16 protein-coding genes and 3 pseudogenes are annotated in these 24481 nt (G+C 37.9%); 15 read left to right on the plus strand and 4 right to left on the minus strand.

The window, feature by feature from the left end; all coding sequences use genetic code 11:
• Window positions 1-36 precede the first annotated feature (36 nt).
• The 3 genes from uvrA to SRT_RS01620 all read left to right on the plus strand — a co-directional run bounded on the left by uvrA (window position 37) and on the right by SRT_RS01620 (window position 4537).
• Window positions 37-2868, plus strand: a complete 2832-nt coding sequence (gene uvrA / locus SRT_RS01610; protein ID WP_128832818.1) for an excinuclease ABC subunit UvrA — start codon at window positions 37-39, stop codon at window positions 2866-2868.
• On the plus strand, window positions 2858-3922 hold the full coding sequence (locus SRT_RS01615) for a M24 family metallopeptidase (protein ID WP_128832819.1): 1065 nt from the start codon (window positions 2858-2860) through the stop codon (window positions 3920-3922). The genes uvrA and SRT_RS01615 overlap by 11 nt, the downstream gene beginning before the upstream one ends.
• A gap of 162 nt (window positions 3923-4084) precedes the next feature.
• Window positions 4085-4537 carry a deoxycytidylate deaminase gene (locus SRT_RS01620; RefSeq protein WP_128832820.1) on the plus strand — a complete coding sequence of 151 codons (453 nt, stop codon included), beginning with the start codon at window positions 4085-4087 and terminating at the stop codon, window positions 4535-4537.
• A 1025-nt stretch (window positions 4538-5562) separates the two neighbouring features.
• On the opposite strand, the pseudogene SRT_RS01625 reads toward SRT_RS01620, so the two are convergent.
• A pseudogene (locus SRT_RS01625) lies at window positions 5563-6264 on the minus strand (ion transporter).
• A gap of 139 nt (window positions 6265-6403) precedes the next feature.
• Between SRT_RS01625 and efp the strand changes: the two are divergent.
• The 3 genes and pseudogenes from efp (at window position 6404) to nusB (ending at window position 7817) form a co-directional block, all read left to right on the plus strand.
• Window positions 6404-6964 (plus strand): elongation factor P, encoded by a 561-nt coding sequence (gene efp, locus SRT_RS01630; protein WP_002262662.1) that lies wholly within the window; start codon window positions 6404-6406, stop codon window positions 6962-6964.
• Between the two features lie 43 nt (window positions 6965-7007).
• Window positions 7008-7397, plus strand: a complete 390-nt coding sequence (locus SRT_RS01635) for an Asp23/Gls24 family envelope stress response protein (protein WP_128832821.1) — start codon at window positions 7008-7010, stop codon at window positions 7395-7397.
• A pseudogene (gene nusB / locus SRT_RS01640) lies at window positions 7390-7817 on the plus strand (transcription antitermination factor NusB). The gene SRT_RS01635 and the pseudogene nusB overlap by 8 nt, the downstream one beginning before the upstream one ends.
• A gap of 201 nt (window positions 7818-8018) precedes the next feature.
• Here nusB and SRT_RS01645 read toward each other — a convergent pair.
• Together SRT_RS01645 and SRT_RS01650 are read right to left on the minus strand one after the other, a co-directional pair.
• Window positions 8019-8981, minus strand: a complete 963-nt coding sequence (locus SRT_RS01645) for a LacI family DNA-binding transcriptional regulator (RefSeq protein WP_128832822.1) — start codon at window positions 8979-8981, stop codon at window positions 8019-8021.
• A 2-nt stretch (window positions 8982-8983) separates the two neighbouring features.
• Complete coding sequence (locus SRT_RS01650; RefSeq protein ID WP_128832823.1) at window positions 8984-10423, minus strand: sucrose-6-phosphate hydrolase; 1440 nt, start codon at window positions 10421-10423, stop codon at window positions 8984-8986.
• Window positions 10424-10618: 195 nt separating this feature from the next.
• Here SRT_RS01650 and SRT_RS01655 point away from each other — a divergent pair, with 195 nt between their 5' ends.
• The 9 genes and pseudogenes from SRT_RS01655 (at window position 10619) to recG (ending at window position 23938) form a co-directional block, all read left to right on the plus strand.
• A complete protein-coding gene (locus SRT_RS01655; RefSeq protein ID WP_465245929.1) occupies window positions 10619-12580 on the plus strand; it encodes a sucrose-specific PTS transporter subunit IIBC in 1962 nt (653 codons plus the stop codon).
• 228 nt (window positions 12581-12808) lie between these two features.
• Window positions 12809-13690, plus strand: a complete 882-nt coding sequence (gene scrK, locus SRT_RS01660; protein ID WP_128832824.1) for a fructokinase ScrK — start codon at window positions 12809-12811, stop codon at window positions 13688-13690.
• Window positions 13691-14253: 563 nt separating this feature from the next.
• Window positions 14254-15204 (plus strand): mannose-6-phosphate isomerase, class I, encoded by a 951-nt coding sequence (gene manA, locus SRT_RS01665; RefSeq protein WP_128832825.1) that lies wholly within the window; start codon window positions 14254-14256, stop codon window positions 15202-15204.
• 175 nt (window positions 15205-15379) lie between these two features.
• Complete coding sequence (secA, locus tag SRT_RS01670) at window positions 15380-17899, plus strand: preprotein translocase subunit SecA (protein WP_128832826.1); 2520 nt, start codon at window positions 15380-15382, stop codon at window positions 17897-17899.
• Window positions 17900-17918: 19 nt separating this feature from the next.
• Window positions 17919-18950, plus strand: a complete 1032-nt coding sequence (locus SRT_RS01675; protein WP_128832827.1) for a 3-deoxy-7-phosphoheptulonate synthase — start codon at window positions 17919-17921, stop codon at window positions 18948-18950.
• Between the two features lies 1 nt (window position 18951).
• Complete coding sequence (locus SRT_RS01680; protein ID WP_128832828.1) at window positions 18952-19986, plus strand: 3-deoxy-7-phosphoheptulonate synthase; 1035 nt, start codon at window positions 18952-18954, stop codon at window positions 19984-19986.
• Window positions 19987-20261: 275 nt separating this feature from the next.
• Window positions 20262-20620 (plus strand): annotated as a pseudogene (gene acpS, locus SRT_RS01685) (holo-ACP synthase).
• Window positions 20617-21732: an alanine racemase gene (alr, locus tag SRT_RS01690; protein ID WP_128832829.1), complete on the plus strand. Its 1116-nt coding sequence runs from the start codon at window positions 20617-20619 to the stop codon at window positions 21730-21732. The pseudogene acpS and the gene alr overlap by 4 nt, the downstream one beginning before the upstream one ends.
• A gap of 169 nt (window positions 21733-21901) precedes the next feature.
• Window positions 21902-23938 carry an ATP-dependent DNA helicase RecG gene (gene recG, locus SRT_RS01695; RefSeq protein ID WP_128832830.1) on the plus strand — a complete coding sequence of 679 codons (2037 nt, stop codon included), beginning with the start codon at window positions 21902-21904 and terminating at the stop codon, window positions 23936-23938.
• 373 nt (window positions 23939-24311) lie between these two features.
• On the opposite strand, the gene SRT_RS10395 is transcribed toward recG, so the two are convergent.
• Window positions 24312-24470 carry a hypothetical protein gene (locus tag SRT_RS10395; protein WP_128832831.1) on the minus strand — a complete coding sequence of 53 codons (159 nt, stop codon included), beginning with the start codon at window positions 24468-24470 and terminating at the stop codon, window positions 24312-24314.
• Window positions 24471-24481 lie beyond the last annotated feature (11 nt).

A 24481-nucleotide genomic window follows, 5' to 3' on the forward strand; every position in this document is an offset into this window, starting at 1 on the left:
TTCCTTTGGATTGTTTAACGGCTTGGTATATTAATTATGCAAGATAAATTAATTATTCATGGAGCGCGTGCTCATAACTTAAAAAATATAGATGTGGAAATTCCGCGAGATAAATTGATTGTCATGACGGGCTTATCGGGTTCAGGAAAGTCCAGTCTGGCTTTTGATACGATTTATGCTGAAGGACAACGCCGTTATGTTGAGAGTCTGTCAGCTTATGCCAGACAGTTTTTAGGAAATATGGATAAGCCTGATGTTGATTCGATTGATGGTCTTAGTCCTGCTATTTCTATTGACCAAAAGACAACTAGTAAAAATCCACGTTCTACTGTTGGGACAGTTACAGAAATTAATGATTATCTCCGATTGTTGTATGCACGCGTTGGTACTCCTTATTGTAAAAATGGTCATGGCGCTATCACGGCTTCTTCAGTAGAGCAAATTGTTGATCAAGTTTTGACTTTGCCTGAGCGGACACGAATGCAGATTTTGGCGCCTGTCGTTCGTCGGAAAAAAGGTCAACATAAGGCAGTATTTGATCGTATTCAAAAGGACGGTTATGTTCGTGTGCGAATAGATGGTGACATTGCTGACATAGCGGAGGTCCCTGAGCTTTCTAAAAACAAGATGCACAATATTGAAGTGGTTGTTGATCGTCTCGTGCAAAAGGGCGGTATTAGAGGACGTTTGTTTGATTCTATTGAAGCAGCTCTGCGCTTGGGAGATGGTTATGTCATCATTGACACTATGGATGAACATGAACTTATTTTTTCGGAGCACTATTCTTGTCCTGTTTGTGGCTTTACTGTTCCGGAATTGGAACCGCGTCTCTTTTCTTTTAATGCACCGTTTGGTTCTTGTCCTACCTGTGATGGTTTAGGAATTAAATTAGAAGTCGATTTGGACTTGGTCATTCCAGATGAGAATAAGACTTTGAGAGAGGGAGCGCTGGCTCCTTGGAATCCTATTTCTTCAAACTATTATCCGCAGATGCTAGAGCAAGCCATGAATGCTTTTGGTGTAGATATGGATAAACCTTGGAAAGATTTATCAGATGGGGATAAAAAGCTCGTCTTACATGGTTCAGGTGACAAAGCATTTCATTTTCATTATCAAAATGATTTTGGCGGTGTCAGGGATATTGATATTCCTTTTGAAGGCATTATTAGCAATATTAGCCGCCGTTATCATGAAACTAATAGTGATTTCACACGTAATGTCATGCGCAGCTATATGAATGAGCTGCCTTGTGCAACTTGTCATGGTTATCGACTCAATGATCAAGCTCTTAGTGTACGGATTGGCGGTGAAGAAGGCCTAAATATTGGTCAGGTATCTGAGCTATCCATTGCGGATCACTTGAGTCTGTTGACGCATTTGGAACTGTCAGAAAATGAAAAAGCCATCGCAACACCTATTGTCAAGGAAATTAAGGATCGTCTGACTTTCCTTAATAATGTGGGACTTAATTATTTGACTTTATCACGCTCGGCAGGAACGCTATCAGGAGGTGAAAGTCAACGCATTCGTCTAGCAACTCAGATTGGATCTAATCTAAGCGGTGTACTTTATATTTTGGACGAACCTTCCATTGGTTTACATCAAAGAGACAATGACCGCCTTATTTCCAGTCTTAAGAAAATGCGAGATTTGGGGAATACTTTGATTGTTGTCGAACATGATGAAGATACCATGATGGCAGCTGATTGGCTGGTTGATGTTGGACCGGGAGCAGGTGCTTTAGGCGGTGAAATTGTTGCCTCGGGCACCCCAAAACAAGTTGCTAAAAATAAAAAGTCCATTACTGGACAGTATTTATCTGGTAAGAAAAAAATTCCTATACCTTTGGATCGTCGTAAAGGGATTGGCCGTTTCATTGAAATCAAAGGAGCAGCAGAAAACAATCTGCAAAACATTAATGTCAAATTTCCTCTTGGAAAATTTATTGCTGTTACAGGTGTTTCGGGTTCTGGTAAATCAACACTGGTTAATAGTATTTTAAAGAAAGTTATTGCTCAAAGACTTAATCGTAATTCTGAAAAGCCGGGCAAATATAAATCTATTTCAGGCATTGAACATATTGATCGTTTAATTGACATTGATCAAAGCCCAATTGGCCGTACACCAAGATCCAATCCTGCTACCTATACAGGTGTCTTCGATGATATTCGTGACCTTTTTGCTCAAACTAATGAAGCTAAAATTCGTGGTTATAAGAAGGGACGTTTTTCTTTCAATGTTAAAGGCGGACGCTGCGAAGCCTGCTCAGGTGATGGCATTATCAAAATTGAAATGCACTTTTTGCCAGATGTTTATGTACCTTGTGAAGTCTGTCATGGAACGCGTTATAATAGTGAGACTTTGGAAGTCCATTACAAGGACAAAAATATTGCAGAAATTCTTGATATGACAGTCAATGACGCAGCAGAATTTTTTGCACCGATTCCTAAAATTGCTCGCAAGATTCAGACCATTAAGGATGTTGGTCTTGGCTATGTGACTCTTGGACAGCCAGCGACCACTTTATCAGGTGGGGAAGCGCAGCGCATGAAGTTGGCTTCTGAACTGCATAAACGCTCAACGGGTAAGAGTTTTTATATTCTTGATGAGCCTACAACTGGTCTCCATACAGATGATATTGCTAGACTTCTTAAAGTCTTAGAGCGCTTTGTTGATGATGGCAATACTGTGCTTGTCATTGAGCATAATTTGGACGTCATTAAAACAGCTGACCATATTATTGACTTGGGACCGGAAGGCGGTGTTGGTGGTGGTCAAGTCATAGCAACTGGAACACCAGAAGAAGTAGCTGAGATGACGGAAAGCTATACAGGACAGTATTTGAAGGGAAGGCTAAATGAAAAGTAGATTGATAACATTTGAGGAAAAGTTATCTCAATCGCCAGCTGAAGCTATATTGGTAACTGGCCAAAAAAATGTTTATTATCTAACAGGCTTTTGGGGGACAGCAGGAACAGTTTTTATCAGTAAAAATCGCCGTCTTTTCCTAACCGATGCTCGCTATAGTTTGCTTGCTCGACAAACCATCACAGACTTTGATATTATCGAAACACGTTCAGCACTTGCAGAAATCGTTAAAATAATCAAAGCCGATAAGCTTTCAGTAATTGGCTTTGAGAGCGCTGTTACTTATTCTTATTATCAAGAATTGGCAGCGACTTTTGCGGATTATCGTTTATTTGCTCTGACGAATTTTGTAGAAGAATTACGCATGATTAAGGATACTGATGAAATTGAAGCTATTCGTCATGCCTGTCAAATTTCTGATCGTGCTTTTGCAGATGTCTTGGACTTTATCAAACCGGGTCAAACGTCTGAGTTGGATGTAGCTAATTTTTTAGATTTTCGTATGCGAAAATACGGTGCAAGCGGCCTATCCTTTGAAACTATTGTTGCATCAGGTTACCGCTCTGCTATTGCTCATGGAGTGGCCAGTGATAAAGTAATTCAGTTGGGCGAAATGTTGACTATGGACTTTGGCTGTTATTATAACCACTATGTCAGTGATATGACACGGACCATCCATATTGGTGATCCGACTGATGAGGAACGCACTATTTATGATCTTGTCCTGCATTCCAATTGTACTTTGATTGAGGCGCTTAAACCTGGGATGACACGCCGTGATTATGATAAGGTTGCGCGTGATATGATTGCAGCACCAGGTTATGGGCAGGCTTTTACGCATGGCATCGGTCATGGTATTGGTCTGGATATTCACGAAATACCTTATTTTGGTAACGTTGAAGGCAGAATTGAATCTGGTATGGTTATCACAGATGAGCCTGGTATTTATCTAGATGGCAAGTATGGCGTTCGCATTGAAGATGATCTCCTTGTGACTAAGAATGGTTGTGAAGTGCTGACCCTAGCTCCTAAAGAGTTAATTATTTTAAAATAAATAGAAAAATAATGTAATAAGCTCTTGCTTTACCACTGCCAGTAAGATTGCGACTGCAGTATCTTGACTAAATTTTTTCTATTTTAATAAGTCGTAAACTGGTGAAAATCTTTAAATATTTAAAAAAATGGATCAAAAAATACTAATGAGAAAGGAATAGATATGACAAATAGACTTTCTTGGCAAGACTATTTTATGGCAAATGCAGAGTTGATTTCCAAACGTTCCACCTGCAATCGTGCCTATGTCGGTGCTGTATTGGTTAAAAATAATCGAATTATTGCAACGGGTTACAATGGTGGTGTGGCTGACACAGACAATTGTGATGAAGTTGGTCATGAGATGGAAGCTGGGCACTGTATCCGTACAGTTCACGCCGAAATGAATGCCTTGATTCAGTGTGCTAAGGAAGGGATTTCTGCCAATAATACGGAAATCTATGTCACGCATTTTCCTTGCATTAATTGTACTAAGGCTCTCTTACAAGCAGGCGTCAAAAAAATCACCTATAATACAGCTTATCGTATTCATCCCTTTGCTATTGAACTCATGGAGCAAAAAGAAGTGGAATACGTACAACATGATATACCAAGAGTGAAACTAGGTGAAAAGTAATTAAAAAGGTTCTTAGAGTGATATAAATGACACTCTAAGAGCTCAGACTGAAGACAAACCTATTTTTCAACGTCAAAAATTTTTAAGATCTGCAAATTTCAATTTTAATTTCCTTTATTTGCGAGCGAAGCGAGCTCTAAACGAGATTTTCCGCCGTGATAAAAGTACCTGAAACTTTAAAGTTTCAGGTACTCGGAAGATTTGAGACCTTGGGATCAAATCTTAACTGAACACGGGCTGCGGACGGCTACAAAAAGATAAACATATCCTAGACGCAAGCGTCGTCGGTTAGTTTCCTATTTTGCTCTTGTCCGCTTAACGCCCTTTGTATCTTAGTTTAACTGAACACGGGCTGCGGACGGCTGCAAAAAGATAAACATATCCTAGACGCAAGCGTCGTCGGCTAGTTTCCTATTTTGCTCTTGTCCGCTAAACGCCCTTTGTATCTTGGGTTAACTGAACACGGGCTGCGGACGGCTGCAAAAAGATAAACGTACCCTAGACGCAAGCGTCATTGGTTAGTTTCCTATTTTGCTCTTGTCCGCTTAACGCCCTTTGTATCTTGGTTTAACTGAACACGGGCTGCGGACGGCTGCAAAAAGATAAACATACCCTAGACGCAAGCGTCATTGGTTAGTTTCCTATTTTGCTCTTGTCCGCTTAACGCCCTTTGTATCTTAGTTTAACTGAACACGGGCTGCGGATTGTGGCAAAAAGATGAGTCCTCCTAGAATTTTAATGATTCCGCGTCGTACTCCCTATTTTGCCTTTATCCGCTTAACGCCCTTTGTATCTTAGTTTAACTGAACACGGGCTGCGGATTGTGGCAAAAAGATGAGTCCTCCTAGAATCTTAATGATTCCGCGTCGTACTCCCTATTTTGCCTTTATCCGCTAAACGCCCTTTGTATCTTAGTTTAGGTTGGGACATAAGGAAACGAAAGTTTCCTCATCGCTACCGTCCGTATCACCTAAGGAAAGTCTCAAAAGAAGATTTTTTCTACACTCTCGCTCTAAGAGCTTTTCCTATTTTTTATGGTTTTGGATTTCTTCCATATATCCTGCTGTAATGATGCCAGCAGGAAGAGCTACAATAGCAACACCAATGAGAGATGAAAACATAGTAATGATTTTACCGATAGTTGAGACAGCAAAGATATCTCCGTATCCCACCGTGGTTAAAGATATAGTTGCCCAGTAAATGGCGTCAAAAAAACTGGGAAATGTATTGGGTTCCACATTAAAAATAATTAAAGCCGACAGGAAAATATATCCTAAAGAAAAAATACCAACAATAACGAGAGAATCTTTTGTTTTTTAAAACATTAAGAATAATAGTAATATTTTTGGAATGGCGAATGATTTTAAAAAGTCGCAGCATCCGTGTAAAACGTATAATCTTTAATAATTTGAGACTGTTGTTCCATAGTAAAACTGAAGGAGATAAGCAGAGTAAATCAATAACAGCAAGTGGCGTAAAAGGATAGTACAAAAATGACAGTTTTCCTTTGTTTAGATGAAAATCTGCAGTATAAAATCTTAAAAGGTAATCAATAAGAAAAAGCACGGATGTAATGTTATCAATATTGTATTTCCATTCGCTGTCAGCTTTGACAGTAAGTGGCAGTAAACTAAGACTGATTGTCAAAATCATAAAAGCGTTGTAACACTTTCCAACAGTACTACGTTGTCTTTTGAATCAATTATCTCATAGATAGTTTGTCTCATAATATATTGAACTTCCTTTTTTACTCCATTATATCATATTGAGCTTTTTGCCGTTTTGTAAATCTAAGAAAAATTTGAGAATACGAGGACATTATGATAAAATGAGATGATAATATTTTATAAAGAGGTATAGTAAAAAATGATTGAAGCAAGCAAGCTTAAGGCTGGTATGACTTTTGAAACAACAGATGGAAAATTAATCAGAGTTCTTGAAGCCAGCCACCATAAACCAGGTAAAGGCAATACAGTTATGCGTATGAAATTGCGTGATGTTCGCACAGGTTCAACCTTTGATACAACTTATCGTCCGGAAGAAAAATTTGAACAAGCTATTATCGAAACACGTCCTGCTCAGTACCTTTATCAAATGGATGATACTGCTTATTTTATGGACACTGAAAACTATGAGCAGTATGAAATTCCGATCGTTAACATTGAAAATGAATTAAAATTTATCCTTGAAAATTCAGAAGTTAAAATTCAGTTTTATGGTTCAGAAGTTATCGGTGTTACCATACCAACAACTGTTGAATTGGTTGTTACTGATACGCAGCCATCTATCAAAGGGGCTACTGTAACAGGTTCAGGTAAACCAGCGACACTTGAAACAGGTCTTGTTGTCAATGTACCTGACTTTATTGAAGTTGGTCAGAAATTAGTGATTAATACCGCTGAGGGAACCTATGTTTCCCGTGCCTAAGGCAAACAGTTTTGGATGAATTTCATTAGAAAGGACAAGTTTGATGGAAAATGAAATGATTGGCGAAATTGTTATTTCCCCACGTGTACTTGAAGTGATTACAGGTGTTGCGACAACGAAAGTTGAAGGTGTTCATTCGCTTCACAATAAAACAGTGACGGATAGTCTTAGTAAAGTTGCTCACGGTCGAGGTGTCTATCTTAAAACAGAAGAAGACGGAACAGTCAGTGCAGATATCTACGTCTACCTACAATATGGGATCAATGTACCTGCCGTTTCCATGGGAATTCAACGGGCAGTCAAAACAGCTGTTTATGACATGGCTGAAGTGAATCTTTCGGAAGTTAATATTCATGTGGTTGGCATTGTGCCGGAAAAAACCCCCAAACCTGATATGAAAAACCTATTTGATGAGGATTTTCTTGATGACTAATGTATTTGTGGACTCTAGGCGCGATCTTCGTGAACGTGCTTTTCAAGCTCTTTTTCCTTGGAATTTGGTGGCGATAATTTAACAGCAGCAAGATTTGCTTATACTTATGATAAAAATGAAGAGGAAGAGGCTGAACTTCCTCTCTTCTTACTGACTTTAATACAAGGTGTATCTGATTGTAAAAGGGAAATAGATAAGAATATTTCTAATCATCTGAAATCTGGCTGGACGCTTTCTCGGTTGACTTTGATTGATAGAAGTCTGTTACGTTTAGGTTTGTACGAAATTAAATATCATAAGGAAACACCAGAACGTGTTGCTCTTAATGAAATTATTGAAATTGCAAAAAAGTATTCAGATGAGAAATCTAGTAAATTTATTAATGGCGTTTTAAGTCAGTTTGTGCTTGAAGGGAAATAATAAGGTAATAAGGGCTGATAAAAGAAGAGGTAAGATTTAAACCTAAAATCTTACCTCTTCCTTTTGAATTTAAAACTAAGAATTGTATTCCTAACCTTTTGCGCAAAGTTGATTAGGTATTGATATTGAACTGATTTTCATTGATTAGATAAAGACTTCTAATCAACCACAAAAGACAGCCCCTAAATAATCCTTTTGATTCTAAACACTTTCTCCTGATAAAAGACCAACGGGGAGAATGTAATCTTTAGGAATATCTTGGCGATCAATTTTCTTTAGCAATACATCTACCAAAAGATGTGCGATGTCTTTAATAGGTTGCCTAATAGTTGTTAGATAAGGATAGTAGTTCTCAACAAAGTATGTTCCATCGTATCCAATAATTTTAAGTTCAAGGGGAATGGTGATGTTTAACTGGTTAGCAATTTTCATTGTTAAAATTGCTGTCATATCATCGGACAAAAAGATACCATCAGGTTTTTCATTTTGGAGAATTACTTTTATTTCCATTTCTTTACGAATGGTGGACAGCTCTCCAGATAGATGAAAAATAGGTGCTTGAGCAAAGATGGACTTAAAGCCTAATTGTCGCAGTCCTGTCGGAGAATTAGAATTATCTTTTCCAGCGATCATAATGGGATGTTGGCAGCCGTGTTTTTTTAAAAGTCTTGCAGCCATTCGTCCGCCTTCAAAATTATCAGAAGAGACGATGGGAATATTGGGCGCTAAGTTACGATCAAAGGCAACAATAGGAGCAGAAACTTTCTCATAGTCATCAATGCCGAGGTTATGACTACTGGAAATAATGCCATCAACCTGATTAGCTTCTAACATTTCGAGATAATCTCGCTCTTTATCGGGATTATTTTGACTGTTACAAATAATGGCTTTGTAGCCATGTTTAAACAGCTCTATTTCTAAATATTCAATAAGTTCAGAATAGAAGATGTGACTGATATTAGGGAAAATGAGTCCAATTAGCTTGGCAGATTTCCCCTGAAGGCTGCGAGCGAGATTATTAGGCTTGTATCCTAGAGTTTTCATGGCAGCCTGTACTTTAGTAATTGTTTTTTCAGAGAGGTAGCCTTTTCGATTAATCACGCGTGAAACGGTCGTTGGACTTACGCCAGCGAGTTTTGCAACATCTGTTAATTTTGCAACCATAGTTAATATTTCAATTCGTAGTAATTACCGCTTGGCTTTCCAGATTTAATCACAATACCAGTTTGTTTGTCATTTGGAAAAACACGTCCAGTAAAAACTTTTTCTCCCTTATTAATAAAAATTTCAAAAATAGATTTGTCAACAAAAATATTGGCAACAGTCTCTTTTGCTTGAATAGAGCAAGAACGTTGGCTTCCAAATTCTAAGGCATATTGTTCCCCTACTCTAGAGCGATCGATCAGAATGGTTCCCATCTTAGTATCAACTGTAATAGCTAGACCATTGCCTTTATTATCAGCGAAAAGGATCAATTCATTAACTGATGAAGAGTCAAAGGTTAACTCTAATTCATAAGTATTATTGGTTTCTGGCTTGTGGGTGACTGCTTCCTTTTTAGAACGTAATGAAAGAACAGACTCAACAGGATATTGATAGAGTTTACCGTGTTTAAGGCTTAGCTCTTTGACGAGGCTCAAAGCTCCTTGATAGTCGTATGAATCGCTTGGATAATCAATATCTGGCAATCCAATCCATGAGACAGCATAAACATGGCCATCGGGGGCATTGAAAGCTTGAGTAGCATAACATTCAAATCCGAAGTCAAGATTTTGAATTTCTGATGCATCAACTAGGGCAGGCTTTTCTGTGTCAAACGATTGACATACTTTGTAAGTATTGGGATAAATATTATGGTAATCTAATTCAGATTTACTGAGTCCCTGAGGACTATAAATCAGGACAGGCTGTTCGTTTATAAAAACAAGATTTGGGCACTCAATCATATATTCAGATTTACTTCCGCCAAAGTCTAGATTACCAATTTCTTGCCAATTCTTAATATCATTATCAACAGCTTTATAGAGTTTGATAAATCCTTTTTTATCTAAACTTTGTGCTCCAACAATAGCATAAAATTGTCCTTTATAATTAAAAATTTGGGGATCGCGAAAGTGTTCAGTAACATCATTTGGCTGTTTAATAAGGACATCAGTAAATTTTTGGATATTGCCTTTTTTATCCATAAAAGCGCCGATTTGAAGTGGGTGACGATCCCAATTTTCATCTCGGACATTTCCTGTATAAAAGAGAAAAAGCTGATCACCGATTTCATAGGCACTGCCCGAGTATGCACCATGACTGTCATGAGGGGTATCGGGATAAAGGATTGTACCTGTTTCTTTAAAATGAACTAAATCTTCACTTTCAGTATGAATCCAAGATTTTAAGCCGTGAGCTGCTCCAAACGGCCAATTTTGATAAAAAAGTTGAAATTTTCCATTAAAGTAGGAAAAACCGTTTGGATCATTAAGGAGTCCTGTTTTAGGTTCTATATGATACGTTGCATGCCAAGGAGACAAAGCTACATTGGTTTTAATACTTTTAATTTCTTCTTCGGTCCAATCTTGATAGCGGCGATATCTGATATTTTGAGGCAAATTCATCGTTTATCTACTCCTAATAATAGTTTATCTGCATACTAATATAGTAAACGTTTTCTTTCTAAAAATCAATCTTTTGTTGCAAAAAAGAATTTTATGTAAAACGATTGACATATTGGAAAAAAATGATAAAATGAATAACGTGGAAAGTAAAAAAACGCTTTCAAAAACAAAATAATTATAAGGAGTTTTTTGCAAATGGATTATGGCAAAGTAGCTAGTGAAGTCATCACAGCTGTTGGTAAAGATAATCTTGTAGCTGCCGCTCACTGTGCGACACGTCTTCGTCTTGTTTTAAAAGATGACAGTAAAGTAGATCAAAAAGCGTTGGATAAAAATGCTGATGTCAAGGGAACTTTTAAAACGGATGGTCAATATCAAGTTATTATTGGCCCTGGTGATGTTAACTTTGTTTATGATGAAATTATTAAACAAACAGGTTTAACAGAAGTCTCAACAGATGATTTGAAAAAGATTGCTGCTAGTGGTAAAAAGTTCAATCCTATTATGGCTTTGATCAAACTGTTGTCTGATATCTTTGTACCAATTATCCCTGCCTTGGTAGCAGGCGGTCTCTTAATGGCTTTAAATAACTTTTTAACTTCAGAAGGTTTATTTGGTACTAAGTCACTGGTTCAACAATTCCCGATTATTAAGGGTTCATCTGACATGATTCAATTAATGTCAGCAGCGCCTTTCTGGTTCTTGCCCATTTTGGTTGGGATTTCAGCCGCTAAACGTTTTGGTGCTAACCAATTCTTAGGAGCTTCAATCGGCATGATTATGGTCGCACCGGGGGCAGCAAATATCATTGGTTTAGCAGCTAATGCTCCAATTTCAAAGGCTGCTACTATTGGTGCTTATACAGGATTTTGGAATATTTTTGGGTTGCATGTTACTCAGGCAAGTTATACTTATCAAGTGATTCCAGTACTTGTGGCTGTATGGCTTTTATCTATCTTAGAAAAATTTTTCCATAAGAGACTGCCCTCAGCAGTTGACTTTACCTTTACACCTTTATTGTCAGTTATTATTACTGGATTTTTGACATTTATCGTTATTGGTCCTGTTATGAAAGAAGTTTCTGACTGGCTTACAAATGGAATCGTATGGCTGTATGATACAACGGGATTCCTAGGTATGGGTGTCTTTGGTGCTCTGTATTCACCTGTAGTTATGACTGGTCTCCATCAAAGTTTCCCAGCTATTGAAACCCAACTTATTTCAGCTTTCCAAAATGGTACTGGTCATGGTGACTTTATCTTTGTTACAGCTTCAATGGCCAATGTCGCACAAGGTGCAGCAACCTTTGCAATTTATTTCTTAACAAAGGATAAGAAGATGAAAGGTCTCTCATCTTCTTCAGGTGTGTCAGCGCTTCTTGGTATTACAGAACCTGCTCTTTTTGGGGTGAATTTGAAATATCGTTTCCCATTCTTTTGTGCTCTGATTGGCTCAGCTAGTGCTGCAGCAATTGCGGGCTTACTTCAAGTTGTAGCGGTTTCTCTTGGTTCGGCAGGTTTTCTTGGTTTCCTTTCTATTAAGGCAAGTTCTATTCCATTTTATGTAGTCTGTGAATTAATCAGTTTTGCTATAGCTTTTGCAGTAACTTATGGCTATGGTAAAACGAAGGCTGTTGATGTCTTTGCTGCTGAAGCTGCTGTCGAAGAAGCTATTGAAGAAGCACAAGAAATTCCAGAAGAAGCTGCTTCTGCAGCAAATAAGGCAGAAGTTACTGATGAAGTTCTTGTGGCTCCTCTTGCTGGTGAAGCTGTTGAATTAACTTCCGTTAATGACCCTGTTTTTTCTAGTGAAGCAATGGGTAAGGGGATTGCTATCAAACCTAGTGGTAACACAGTTTATGCACCAGTTGATGGGACTATTCAAATTGCTTTTGATACTGGCCATGCTTATGGCATTAAATCAGATAATGGTGCGGAGATTCTTATTCATATTGGTATTGATACAGTATCAATGGAAGGTAAAGGATTTGAACAAAAAGTTCAAGCAGATCAAAAATTAAAAAAGGTGACATTCTCGGAACATTTGATAGTGACAAAATTGCAGAAGCTGGTCTTGATAATACAACAATGTTCATTGTTACTAATACAGCTGATTATGCGTCAGTTGAAACTCTCTCTTTGGGAACTGTTGCTGTAGGTGATAGCTTACTTGAAGTTAAAAAATAAGAAATATTATCAGAAAGACCGTAAGGTCTTTTTGACTGCTTAAAGTGTTCAGTGAAAGTTGTATTGTAGCCTTTTGGCTAACTAATACTTGAAATGTGGCAAATTATGATATAATGTTAAGTAGTCCTTAAGGGCAGATTAAGGGTATTCAAATCAAAAAATTGATTTGGTAAGTTAAGTAAAATATAAGAGGTTTATTATGTCTAAATTATATGGCAGCATCGAAGCTGGCGGAACAAAATTTGTCTGTGCTGTAGGTGATGAAAATTTTCAAATTTTAGAAAAAGTTCAGTTCCCAACAACAACACCTTATGAAACCATAGAAAAAACGGTTGCTTTCTTTAAAAAATTTGAAGCTGATTTAGCCAGTGTTGCCATTGGTTCTTTTGGTCCTATTGATATTGATCAAAATTCAGACACCTATGGTTACATTACTTCAACACCAAAGCCAAACTGGGCTAACGTTGATTTTGTCGGCTTGACTTCTAAAGATTTTAAAATTCCATTTTACTTTACGACAGATGTTAATTCTTCTGCTTATGGAGAAACAATTGCTCGTTCAAATGTTAAAAGTCTGGTTTATTATACTATTGGAACAGGCATTGGAGCAGGGGCTATTCAAAATGGCGAATTCATTGGCGGTATGGGACATACGGAAGCTGGACACGTTTACATGGCTCCGCATCCCAATGATGTTCATCATGGTTTTGTAGGCACCTGTCCTTTCCATAAAGGCTGTTTAGAAGGACTTGCAGCGGGGCCTAGCTTAGAAGCTCGTACTGGTATTCGTGGTGAGTTAATTGAGCAAAACTCAGAAGTTTGGGATATTCAGGCATACTACATTGCTCAGGCGGCTATTCAGGCGACTGTCCTTTATCGTCCGCAAGTCATTGTATTTGGCGGAGGCGTTATGGCACAAGAACATATGCTCAATCGGGTTCGTGAAAAATTTACTTCACTTTTGAATGCCTATCTTCCAGTTCCAGATGTTAAAGATTATATTGTGACACCAGCTGTTGCAGAAAATGGCTCCGCAACATTGGGGAATCTCGCTTTAGCTAAAAAGATAGCAGCACGTTAACTTAAAATGAATTGGAAAATTAAAGCACTTTCTAATATTCAATATTAAACTTTTAGAATTCACGTGAACGGGATTTTCATTTTATAAGTCTCATGAAGTAAATATAAATCAGACTGAAGACAAACCTATTTTCCAACGTAAAAAATTTTTAAGCTCTGCAAATTTCAATTTTAATTTTCCTTATTTGCGAGCAAAGCGAGCCCCAAACGAAACTTTCCGCTGTGACAAAAGTGCCTGAAACTTTAAAGTTTCAGGCACTCGGAAGATTTGAGACCTTAGGATCAAATCTTAATTGAACACGGGCTGCGGACGGCTGCAAAAAGATAAACATATCCTAGACGCAAGCGTCGTCGGTTAGTTTCCTATTTTGCTCTTGTCCGCTTAACGCCCTTTGTATCTTAGTTTAGGTTGGGACATAAGGAAACGAAAGTTTCCTCATCGCTACCGTCCGTATCACCTAAGGAAAGTCTCAAAAGAAGACTTTTTCTACATTCTCATATAAATGCTCTTAATTTCCTCTGAAACTAGATAGTAGTATATTGAAAAACAGAAAGGAGAACACTATGGCAGAACCTTTGTTTTTACAATCACAAATGCATGAAAAAATCTGGGGCGGTAATCGGCTCAGAAAAGAATTTGGTTATGACATTCCTAGTGAAACGACGGGAGAATGTTGGGCGATTTCTGCGCATCCTAATGGAGTGTCTGTTGTTAAAAACGGTGTTTATAAGGGCATCCCTTTAGATGAATTATATGCAAAGCATAGAGAACTGTTCGGCAATAGCAAGAGTTCTGTTTTTCCGCTTTTAACTAAAATCTTAGATGCCAACGATTGGCTTAGTGTTCAAGTTCATCCTGATAATGCTTATGCTTTGGAACATGAAGGTGAGTTAGGAAAGACAGAATGTTGGTATGTCATTTCAGCTGATGAAGGTGCTGAAATTATCTATGGACACGAAGCTAAGTCTAAAGAAGAATTGCGTCAAATGATTGCCGCAGGCGATTGGGATAACCTCTTGACAAAGATTCCTGTTAAAGCTGGGGATTTCTTCTATGTTCCTAGTGGTACCATGCATGCCATTGGTAAAGGAATTATGATTTTGGAGACACAGCAGTCAAGTGACACGACCTACCGCGTTTATGATTTTGATCGCAAAGATGATCAAGGACGAAAGCGAGATCTTCACATTGAACAGTCAATTGATGTTTTGACAATTGGTAAGCCGGCAAATGCGACACCAGCTTGGTTATCTCTACAAGACCTTGAAACAACAGTCTTGGTTTCCAGCCCTTTCTTTACTGTCTATAAATGGCAGATTAGTGGTTCCGTCAAAATGCGGCAGACAGCTCCTTACCTTTTGGTGAGTGTCCTTGCTGGACAAGGTCGTATTACGGTTGGCTTAGAACAATATGCCTTAAGAAAGGGAGATCATCTTATTCTCCCTAATACTATTAAATCTTGGCAATTTGATGGTGATTTAGAAATAATTGCCAGCCATTCCAATGAATGTTAAAGAGTCTATTGATAATAAGATTTCAGTTGAATCAACTAAATTGTAAAGATAAGATAAAGCTATGGGGCAGAAGCATTTCTGCCTCTTTATTAGTTTTTGAAATAGCTGATAAATTCTTGAATGTGGCTGTTATTTGTGATAAAATAAAACGATAATACTATCGAAAGGATAACGAATGGCAAATATTCTACGCACTATCATTGAAAATGATAAAGGCGAAGTAAGAAAATTAACAAAAATAGCAAAAAAAGTCGAAAGTCATGCCAATGAAATGGAGGCACTTTCAGATGAAGAACTTCAGGCCAAGACTGACGAATTTAAAGAGCGCTATCAAAATGGTGAGACCTTAGATGATTTACTTCCTGAGGCTTTTGCTGTTGTTCGTGAAGCTTCAAAACGCGTTTTAGGTCTCTATCCTTATCGTGTCCAAATCATGGGTGGTGTTGTCCTTCATCATGGCGACGTTCCAGAAATGCGCACTGGTGAAGGGAAGACCTTAACGGCTACCATGCCTGTTTACCTTAATGCCTTGGCTGGTGAGGGTGTTCATGTTGTTACTGTTAATGAATATCTAGCAACACGTGATGCAACTGAAATGGGAGAATTATATTCATGGCTGGGACTGTCTGTTGGAATTAATTTAGCAGCCAAGTCTTCTAGTGAAAAACGTGAAGCTTATAACTGTGATATTACTTATTCAACTAATGCTGAGATTGGTTTTGACTATCTTCGTGACAATATGGTTGTCCGCAAAGAAAATATGGTACAGCGGCCGCTTAATTTTGCTTTAGTTGATGAGGTGGATTCTGTTTTGATTGATGAGGCCAGAACGCCATTGATTGTTTCAGGACCTGTTAGCACAGAAACCAATCAGCTTTATCATCGTGCAGATAGTTTTGTAAAAACCTTATCAGAAGATGATTATGCGATTGATACGCCCACTAAAACGATTGGTTTAAAAGATTCTGGAATTGATAAAGCAGAAGAGTATTTTCATCTAGAAAATCTTTACGACATTGATAATGTGGCTTTGACCCACTATATTGACAATGCTTTACGTGCTAACTACATTATGTTGCTTGATATTGATTACGTGGTTAGTGAAGAACAGGAAATTCTAATTGTTGACCAATTTACTGGTCGTACAATGGAAGGGCGTCGTTTTTCGGATGGCCTCCACCAAGCTATTGAAGCAAAAGAGGGGGTACCAATTCAGGATGAGTCTAAAACTAGTGCTTCCATTACCTATCAAAATATGTTTCGCATGTATAAAAAGTTAGCGGGAATGACGGGGACTGCGAAGACAGAAGAAGAGGAATTTCGTGAAATTTATAATATGCGCATTATTCCGATTCCAACCAATCGTCCGGTAGCCCGTATTGATCATCAGGACTTGCTCTATCCAACACTTGAAGCGAAATTTAGAGCTGTTGTTGCTGATGTTAAGGAACGCCATGAAAAAGGACAGCCTGTTTTGGTTGGTACTGTTGCTGTCGAAACATCAGATTTGATTTCAAAAATGCTAGTTCAAGCAGGTGTTCCTCACGAAGTTCTCAATGCCAAAAATCACTTTAAAGAAGCTCAGATTATTATGAATGCGGGTCAACGTGGTGCCGTTACCATTGCTACCAATATGGCAGGACGCGGTACTGATATTAAGTTGGGCGAGGGTGTACGTGAGCTCGGCGGTCTTTGTGTCGTTGGGACGGAACGTCATGAAAGCCGTCGGATTGACAATCAATTACGTGGACGTTCTGGCCGTCAAGGTGACCCCGGTGAGTCACAATTCTATCTCTCTTTAGAAGATGAACTAATGCGTCGTTTTGGTTCCGAGCGTATCAAGGCTTTTCTTGATCGTTTTATTGAGGAAGATAATGATGTGGTGATTAAATCACGCATGCTAACCAATCAAGTTGAATCAGCTCAAAGACGTGTTGAAGGAAACAACTATGATACTCGTAAGCAAGTGCTTCAATATGATGATGTTATGCGTGAACAGCGTGAGATTATCTATGCCGAGCGTTACGATGTTATCACAGCAGAACGTGACCTTGCACCAGAGATTAAGGCTATGATTAAACGAACAATTGAACGCACAGTGGACTCTCATAGTCAATTGGATCGTAAAGAAAGCCTAGATGCTATCCTTAACTTTGCTAAAACAAATCTTTTACCAGAAGATACTATCAGTCTACATGATATAGAAGATTTAAACTATGAAGATATTAAGGATCTGCTCTATGATGCAGCTCTTAAAAATTATGACCGTCAAATTGCTAAACTTCGTGATGAAGAGGCTGTTCGAGAGTTCCAGAAAGTGTTGATCTTGATGGTTGTTGATAATAAATGGACAGATCATATTGATGCTCTGGATCAACTGCGCAGTTCAGTTGGTTTACGTGGTTATGCGCAGAATAACCCTATTGTTGAATACCAATCAGAAGGTTTCAGGATGTTCCAAGATATGATTGGTGCTATTGAATTTGATGTGACACGTACCATGATGAAGGCACAGATTCATGAACAAGAACGTGAGAAAGAAACTGAAAGTAGGACGACAGCTGAGCAAAATATTTCAGCACAGTCTACTATTTCTCCTCAAGATCCAATCTTTAAGAATGTGGGCCGTAATGATAAATGTCCATGTGGTTCAGGTAAGAAGTTTAAAAACTGTCATGGACGCAAGCGATTTTAATGAATTAGAAGGATAAAAAATGTCTTTTAAAGCAACTAGTGATAAAATTAACATAGAAGAAATGCGGAGCTTGTCAAAATTAACAGGTGAAGCTTTAGCCCAAAAGGAAGCACGTGATCGTGAATTGGTTTCCATTATTAAGGGAGAAGACAATCGTTTACTCTTGATTATTGGTCCTTGTTCGTCGGATAATGAAGAAGCTGTTCTTGAGTATGCTAAACGTCTTGCCAAATTGCAGGAAGAAGTTAAGGATCGCATTTTTATGGTGATGCGCGTTTATACAGCAAAGCCACGTACTAATGGTGATGGGTACAAAGGAATGGTCCATCAACCTAATACAGGTGCGGCTCCCAGTCTGATTAACGGTATTACAGCTGTACGCAATCTGCACTATCGTGTGATTACTGAAACGGGTATTACAACAGCAGATGAAATGCTTTATCCTGAAAATCTTCCTTTAATTGATGATTTAGTATCCTATATTGCAGTTGGTGCTCGTTCAGTTGAGGATCAGCAACACCGTTTTGTAGCTTCAGGCATTGATGTGCCTACTGGCATGAAAAATCCAACATCAGGAAATCTGAATATCATGTTTAATGGTATTTATGCTGCACAAAATAAACAATCGTTCCTTTTCAATGGCGAAGAAGTTGAAACCAGCGGCAATCCCACAGCTCATGTTATCTTGCGCGGCGGCATTAATGAATATGGAAAAAATATCCCAAATTATTACTATGACAATGTCTTAGATACGATTGATCAGTATGAAAAGATGGGGCTGCAAAATCCTTTTATTGTTGTTGATACCAATCATGATAACTCTGGTAAAAACTATTTGGAACAAGTAAGAATTGTTCGGCAGACCCTTATTAACCGTGACTGGAATGATAAAATCAATAAGTATGTTCGCGGCTTTATGATTGAATCTTATCTGGAAGACGGCCGTCAGAATGAGCCAGAAGTTTTTGGCAAATCTATTACGGATCCTTGTTTGGGTTGGGAAAATACGCAACAATTGGTTCATGAAATTTATGATACTTTAGGAAATTAAAATGGGTATTCATCAAAAAAGCAAAGCCATAGACCTTTTCACGGTTAAACAAGGCACACAATTAAAAGGTCAGGATTTGGCTAAGAAACAAGCACGTGATCGTGAATTGGTTTCCATTATTAAGGGAGAAGACAATCGTTTACTCTTGATTATTGGTCCTTGTTCGTCGGATAATGAAGAAGCTGTTCTTGAGTATGCTAAACGTCTTGCCAAATTGCAGGAAGAAGTTAAGGATCGCATTTTTATGGTGATGCGCGTTTATACAGCAAAGCCACGTACTAATGGTGATGGGTACAAAGGACTCATTCATCAGCCAAGTACTTCTAAATTGCCAGATTTGATTAATGGCATTCATGCTGTTCGTAATTTGCATTATCGTGTGATTACTGAGACAGGATTGACAACAGCAGATGAAATGCTTTACCCTTCTAACCTTGTCTTAGTAGATGATTTGGTTTCTTATCATGCTATTGGTGCTCGTTCGGTTGAAGATCAGGAACATCGCTTTGTAGCTTCAGGCATTGATGTGCCTACTGGCATGAAAAATCCAACGTCTGGTAATCTCAAGGTTATGCTTAATGCTTTGCATGTAGCACAAAATTCACAAAATTTTATCTATAATGGAGCAGAAGTAGAAACAGACGGCAATTCCTTGGCTCATGTTATTCTGCGTGGAGGCAGCAATGAGCATGGTGAATATGAACCTAATTACTATTATGATGTTCTCTTAAAACTGATCCAACAGTATGAAAATATGAAGTTAATCAATCCTTTTATTGTTGTTGATACCAATCATGATAATTCTGGTAAAAACTATTTGGAACAAGTAAGAATTGTTCGGCAAACCCTTATTAACCGTGACTGGAATGATAAAATCAATAAGTATGTTCGCGGCTTTATGATTGAATCTTATCTGGAAGACGGCCGTCAGGATAAGCCGGAAGTTTTTGGCAAATCTATTACGGATCCTTGTTTGGGTTGGGAAAATACGCAACAGTTGATTTATGAGATTTACCATACTCTCAAGGAAAAGTAATTGTTAATATCAAAAAATTGAAGAAATTGAGACAAAAGTGTTCTGACTTTTTACTGTATCATCATTTCAGTTTAATGCAGTGGCTGATTGGAGGTTTTTTATTTGACCTCATGAATATCATTATGTCAATACCTAATCAACTTTGCGGAAAGCAGGACGACAAAATCATAATGAAAGTGCGTTTACCGCTTTTTGTTCCATTTTCATTTCAATTAAAAATATAACAAAACAAAGAGGTTGGAGAAGGATATTCCAGCCTCTTTTAGAAAGATACTATGATAATAGGACACGGAATTGATTTACAAGACATTGCTGCTGTTCGGAGAGCTCATGAGAGAAGTTCACGCTTTGCCAGCAAAGTTTTAACATTTAAAGAGTTAGAAATTTTCACTAGTCTTAAAGGTAGGCGTCAAGTAGAGTATTTAGCAGGACGTTGGGCTGCTAAAGAAGCCTTTTCAAAGGCTTATGGCAGTGGCATTGGTTCTTTGCGCTTTCAAGACTTAGAGATTTTGGCTAATAATAAAGGAGCACCGATTTTTACAAAGTCTCCCTTTTCGGGAAATATTTTATCAGTATTTCTCATTCTGAGAATTATGTTGAAGCCAGTGTTATTTTGGAGGAGAACAACTTATGATTGCTAGTTACCATCGTCCGACAACAGCTTTAATTCATTTAGATCATATCAAATTTAATATCGAACAAGTTCAACACCATATTCCAAAAGCAGCCAAAACTTTTGCTGTGGTTAAAGCCAATGCTTATGGACATGGTGCTGTTCAGGTGGCTCAAGCCATTCAAAAGCAAGTTGATGGTTTTTGTGTTTCTAATTTAGATGAGGCCTTGGAATTGCGTCAGGCTGGTCTGAATGATTTTATTTTAATTTTGGGTGTCCTTCTTCCTGAGGAAGTTGCCTTGGCTAAAAAAGAAAATATTACTATTACAGTTGCTGACTTAGATTGGTTTGATAAAGTACAGACAGAAAGCATTGATTTAGTTGGCCTTTCAGTACATGTTAAAGTCGATTCTGGTATGGGAAGAATTGGAGTTCGCAGTGCTGCAGAAGCGAATAAGCTTATTGCAGGTTTGCAGAAAGCAGGAGCGACTGTTAATGGTATCTTTACCCATTTTGCAACAGCAGATGAAGCTTCTACTGTTAAATTCAGTCAACAGTTAGAAATGTTTACCACCCTTATCAGTCAATTGGATTACAAACCTCAAACAGTACATGCGTCTAACTCTGCTACAAGTATTTGGCATAGTGATACAGTAATGAATGCTGTTCGCCTGGGAATAGTGATGTATGGTCTCAATCCTAGTGGCCGTGCACTTGAATTGCCTTATGAAGTAAAGCCAGCATTAGAGTTGACATCCGCTCTTGTGCAGGTCAAAGAAGTGCAAGCTGGTGATACAGTCGGCTATGGAGCGACTTATACTGCCAGTCAGGCTGAAATTATTGGGACCGTCCCTGTTGGTTATGCTGATGGTTGGACAAGAGATTTGCAAGGTTTTTATGTTTTGGTAGATGGCCACTATTGTGAAATTGTGGGGCGCGTGTCCATGGATCAAATCACTATTCGTTTACCTAAAGCTTATCCTTTAGGAACCAAAGTTACCTTAATTGGACAGGATGGACATGAAATGATTTCAGCAACAGATGTCGCTGAAAAACGAGAAACGATTAATTATGAGGTGCTCTGTTTGATCAGTGACCGAGTTCCTCGCAAATATATGAAAAAGTTCAGTTAAGTAGCTGAACTTTTTTGGCTTATTAACAACTCACTATAGCTGATAATGAACTACTGTCATACTCTTTGAATATAAGTTTACCTTATGTGTCCAAAACGGATATTGTCTACTATAGAATCATAGAGCTATTTTTTGTTATAATATAATAAAAATCATTGGAGAGATACTTATGGACTTACAGTCATCACTTGCGGTTTTAAAGGGATTAGGTCCTAAGTCTGCAGAAAAATTTCATAGATTAGGCATTTATACCATTGAGGACTTGTTGCTTTACTATCCTTTTCGTTATGAGGACTTTAAGGCAAAATCTGTTTTAGATTTGCTAGATGGTGAAAAAGCTGTTGTTACTGGAAAAGTAGTGACCCCAGCTAATGTACAATATTATGGGTTTAAACGTAATCGTCTATCTTTTAAAATAAAACAAGATGAAGCTGTTATTGCTGTTTCTTTTTTTAATCAGCCTTATTTACAAGATAAGGTGGAGCTTGATCAGGATATTGCTATTTTTGGAAAATGGGATCAAAAGAAGTCAGCTCTTACGGGCATGAAGATTTTGGCTCAAGTGACAGATGATATGCAGCCTGTTTATCATGTGGCACAAGGAATATCACAGTCAGCTCTTATTAAGGCAATTCAATCTGTCTTTGATGCTGGCTATTTACGCTTCTTATCTGAAAATTTACCGCAGGTTTTGCTTAATAAATATCGCTTGTTAGACAGACAAACAGCTACGCGGGCTATGCATTTTCCGAAAGATTTGGAAGAATATAAACAAGCCTTGCGTCGCATCAAATTTGAGGAACTCTTTTATTTTCAACTCAATTTGCAGGTTCTTAAAGCAAGTAATAAATCGGAATCGAATGGTCTGCTTATTGCTTACGATCACAATCAAGTAGCTGCTAAAATAGCTGCTCTGCCTTTTGCCCTGACGAATGCGCAAAAGAAGAGCTTAGACGACATTCTAGCAGATATGAAGTCTGGCGCTCATATGAATCGGCTTTTACAGGGAGATGTCGGCTCTGGTAAGACCGTCATTGCCAGTCTTGCTATGTATGCAGCCTATAGTGCAGGACTTCAATCGGCTTTGATGGTTCCTACGGAAATTTTAGCGGAACAACATTATGAAAGTTTAAGGACTTTATTTCCTGAACTTTCAATTGCACTTTTGACGTCTGGAATGAAGGCTGCTGTCAGACGTTCAGCCTTAGCAGCTATTGCTGATGGCTCAGTAGATATGATTGTTGGTACCCATGCTCTTATTCAAGAAGGTGTTGATTACCATAAACTAGGCTTAGTCATTACGGATGAGCAACATCGATTTGGTGTTAAGCAAAGGCAGCTGTTTAGGGAAAAGGGAGAGAATCCTGATGTTCTCATGATGACAGCCACACCTATTCCTAGAACCTTGGCTATTACTGCCTTTGGCGAAATGGATGTTTCTCTTATTGATGAATTGCCAGCAGGTCGCAAACCGATTATTACACGTTGGGTTAAGCATGAACAGTTAGATAAAGTTCTGCCTTGGGTTAAAGAACAGCTCAAGAAAAAGGCACAAGTTTATGTCATTTCACCTCTGATTGAGGAGTCTGAAACCTTGGATTTGAAAAATGCTGTCGCTTTAGAAGAAGACTTAAAAGCTTATTTTGCGTCGTCTGCTAATATTGCTCTTATGCATGGTCGTATGAAAAATGATGAAAAAGAAGCCATTATGCAGGCTTTCAAAAAGGGCAGTATTGATATTCTGGTTTCAACAACTGTCATTGAAGTTGGGGTCAATGTACCTAATGCTACGATTATGATTATCATGGATGCCGATCGTTTTGGTCTTAGTCAATTGCATCAATTACGAGGACGTGTGGGACGTGGAGAAAAGCAATCCTATGCCATTTTAGTTGCTAATCCTAAAACGGATACTGGGAAAAATCGCATGCGCATTATGACAAAAACAACAGATGGCTTTGTTTTGGCTGAAGAAGATTTAAAAATGCGTGGTTCAGGAGAAATTTTTGGTGTTCGTCAATCTGGCATTCCTGAATTTCAGGTTGCTGATATTGTGGAAGATTACCCTATTTTAGAAGAGGCTAGAAAAGTGGCTAGTCAAATTGTGGCTGTTAAAGATTGGTGTCAAGATAAACGATGGGCAATTCTTGTGCAAAATCTTAAGCAAAAGAAATTTTGGATTAAGGTTTATATCAGCTTTTTCTAAGCTTTCCTTAAGCTAATAACTTTAAAATAACATCATTAAAGGAAAGTGAGGAATCAGTTATGACTATTAAAATTAGAGTAAATTACAAGAAAAATTATGAAAAATCTCAAAAGTCATTATTAAATTATGGCCAATCTATCATTAAATGATCATATTGTTTTGGATACAAAGAAAAATAAGTCCCGCTTCATTTTAGCGGGATTTTATGATGATTCATAAGACACAGACGGTTTAGTAAAATTTTGCAAATTATTGTAATGTTTAATATTAAAAGAGAGATCCTGTTTTTCCTGAATAAGAATTTCATGAACGAAATAACAGTTTCTCTCTTTTTTTACTTATTTTAAATAAAATGATGTTTGTACAATTAGATTTATTTCTGTTTCTTTAAATGAGAGTTGAGAAAAATGCCTAATAAGATCGTGCCACAAATAATTAAGGTCGTATTTTTGACCTGCTTGCCGGATAATTCCAGAGAATAGTTAAAGTGTTGATGTTTGGATTTGTCTGTAGCTGTAATATTAAGTTTCATAAGATTTTTCA

The sequence above is a fragment of the Streptococcus troglodytae genome (assembly GCF_002355215.1).
Lineage (GTDB): Bacteria > Bacillota > Bacilli > Lactobacillales > Streptococcaceae > Streptococcus > Streptococcus troglodytae.

Excerpts from the sequence above, each read along its gene's own strand:
- uvrA (WP_128832818.1), top strand. The coding sequence starts at position 37 with ATGCAAGATAAATTAATTATTCATGGAGCGCGTGCTCATAACTTAAAA.
- SRT_RS01615 (WP_128832819.1), top strand. The coding sequence starts at position 2,858 with ATGAAAAGTAGATTGATAACATTTGAGGAAAAGTTATCTCAATCGCCA.
- SRT_RS01620 (WP_128832820.1), top strand. The coding sequence starts at position 4,085 with ATGACAAATAGACTTTCTTGGCAAGACTATTTTATGGCAAATGCAGAG.
- efp (WP_002262662.1), top strand. The coding sequence starts at position 6,404 with ATGATTGAAGCAAGCAAGCTTAAGGCTGGTATGACTTTTGAAACAACA.
- SRT_RS01635 (WP_128832821.1), top strand. The coding sequence starts at position 7,008 with ATGGAAAATGAAATGATTGGCGAAATTGTTATTTCCCCACGTGTACTT.
- SRT_RS01645 (WP_128832822.1), bottom strand. The coding sequence starts at position 8,981 with ATGGTTGCAAAATTAACAGATGTTGCAAAACTCGCTGGCGTAAGTCCA.
- SRT_RS01650 (WP_128832823.1), bottom strand. The coding sequence starts at position 10,423 with ATGAATTTGCCTCAAAATATCAGATATCGCCGCTATCAAGATTGGACC.
- SRT_RS01655 (WP_465245929.1), top strand. The coding sequence starts at position 10,619 with ATGGATTATGGCAAAGTAGCTAGTGAAGTCATCACAGCTGTTGGTAAA.
- scrK (WP_128832824.1), top strand. The coding sequence starts at position 12,809 with ATGTCTAAATTATATGGCAGCATCGAAGCTGGCGGAACAAAATTTGTC.
- manA (WP_128832825.1), top strand. The coding sequence starts at position 14,254 with ATGGCAGAACCTTTGTTTTTACAATCACAAATGCATGAAAAAATCTGG.
- secA (WP_128832826.1), top strand. The coding sequence starts at position 15,380 with ATGGCAAATATTCTACGCACTATCATTGAAAATGATAAAGGCGAAGTA.
- SRT_RS01675 (WP_128832827.1), top strand. The coding sequence starts at position 17,919 with ATGTCTTTTAAAGCAACTAGTGATAAAATTAACATAGAAGAAATGCGG.
- SRT_RS01680 (WP_128832828.1), top strand. The coding sequence starts at position 18,952 with ATGGGTATTCATCAAAAAAGCAAAGCCATAGACCTTTTCACGGTTAAA.
- alr (WP_128832829.1), top strand. The coding sequence starts at position 20,617 with ATGATTGCTAGTTACCATCGTCCGACAACAGCTTTAATTCATTTAGAT.
- recG (WP_128832830.1), top strand. The coding sequence starts at position 21,902 with ATGGACTTACAGTCATCACTTGCGGTTTTAAAGGGATTAGGTCCTAAG.
- SRT_RS10395 (WP_128832831.1), bottom strand. The coding sequence starts at position 24,470 with ATGAAACTTAATATTACAGCTACAGACAAATCCAAACATCAACACTTT.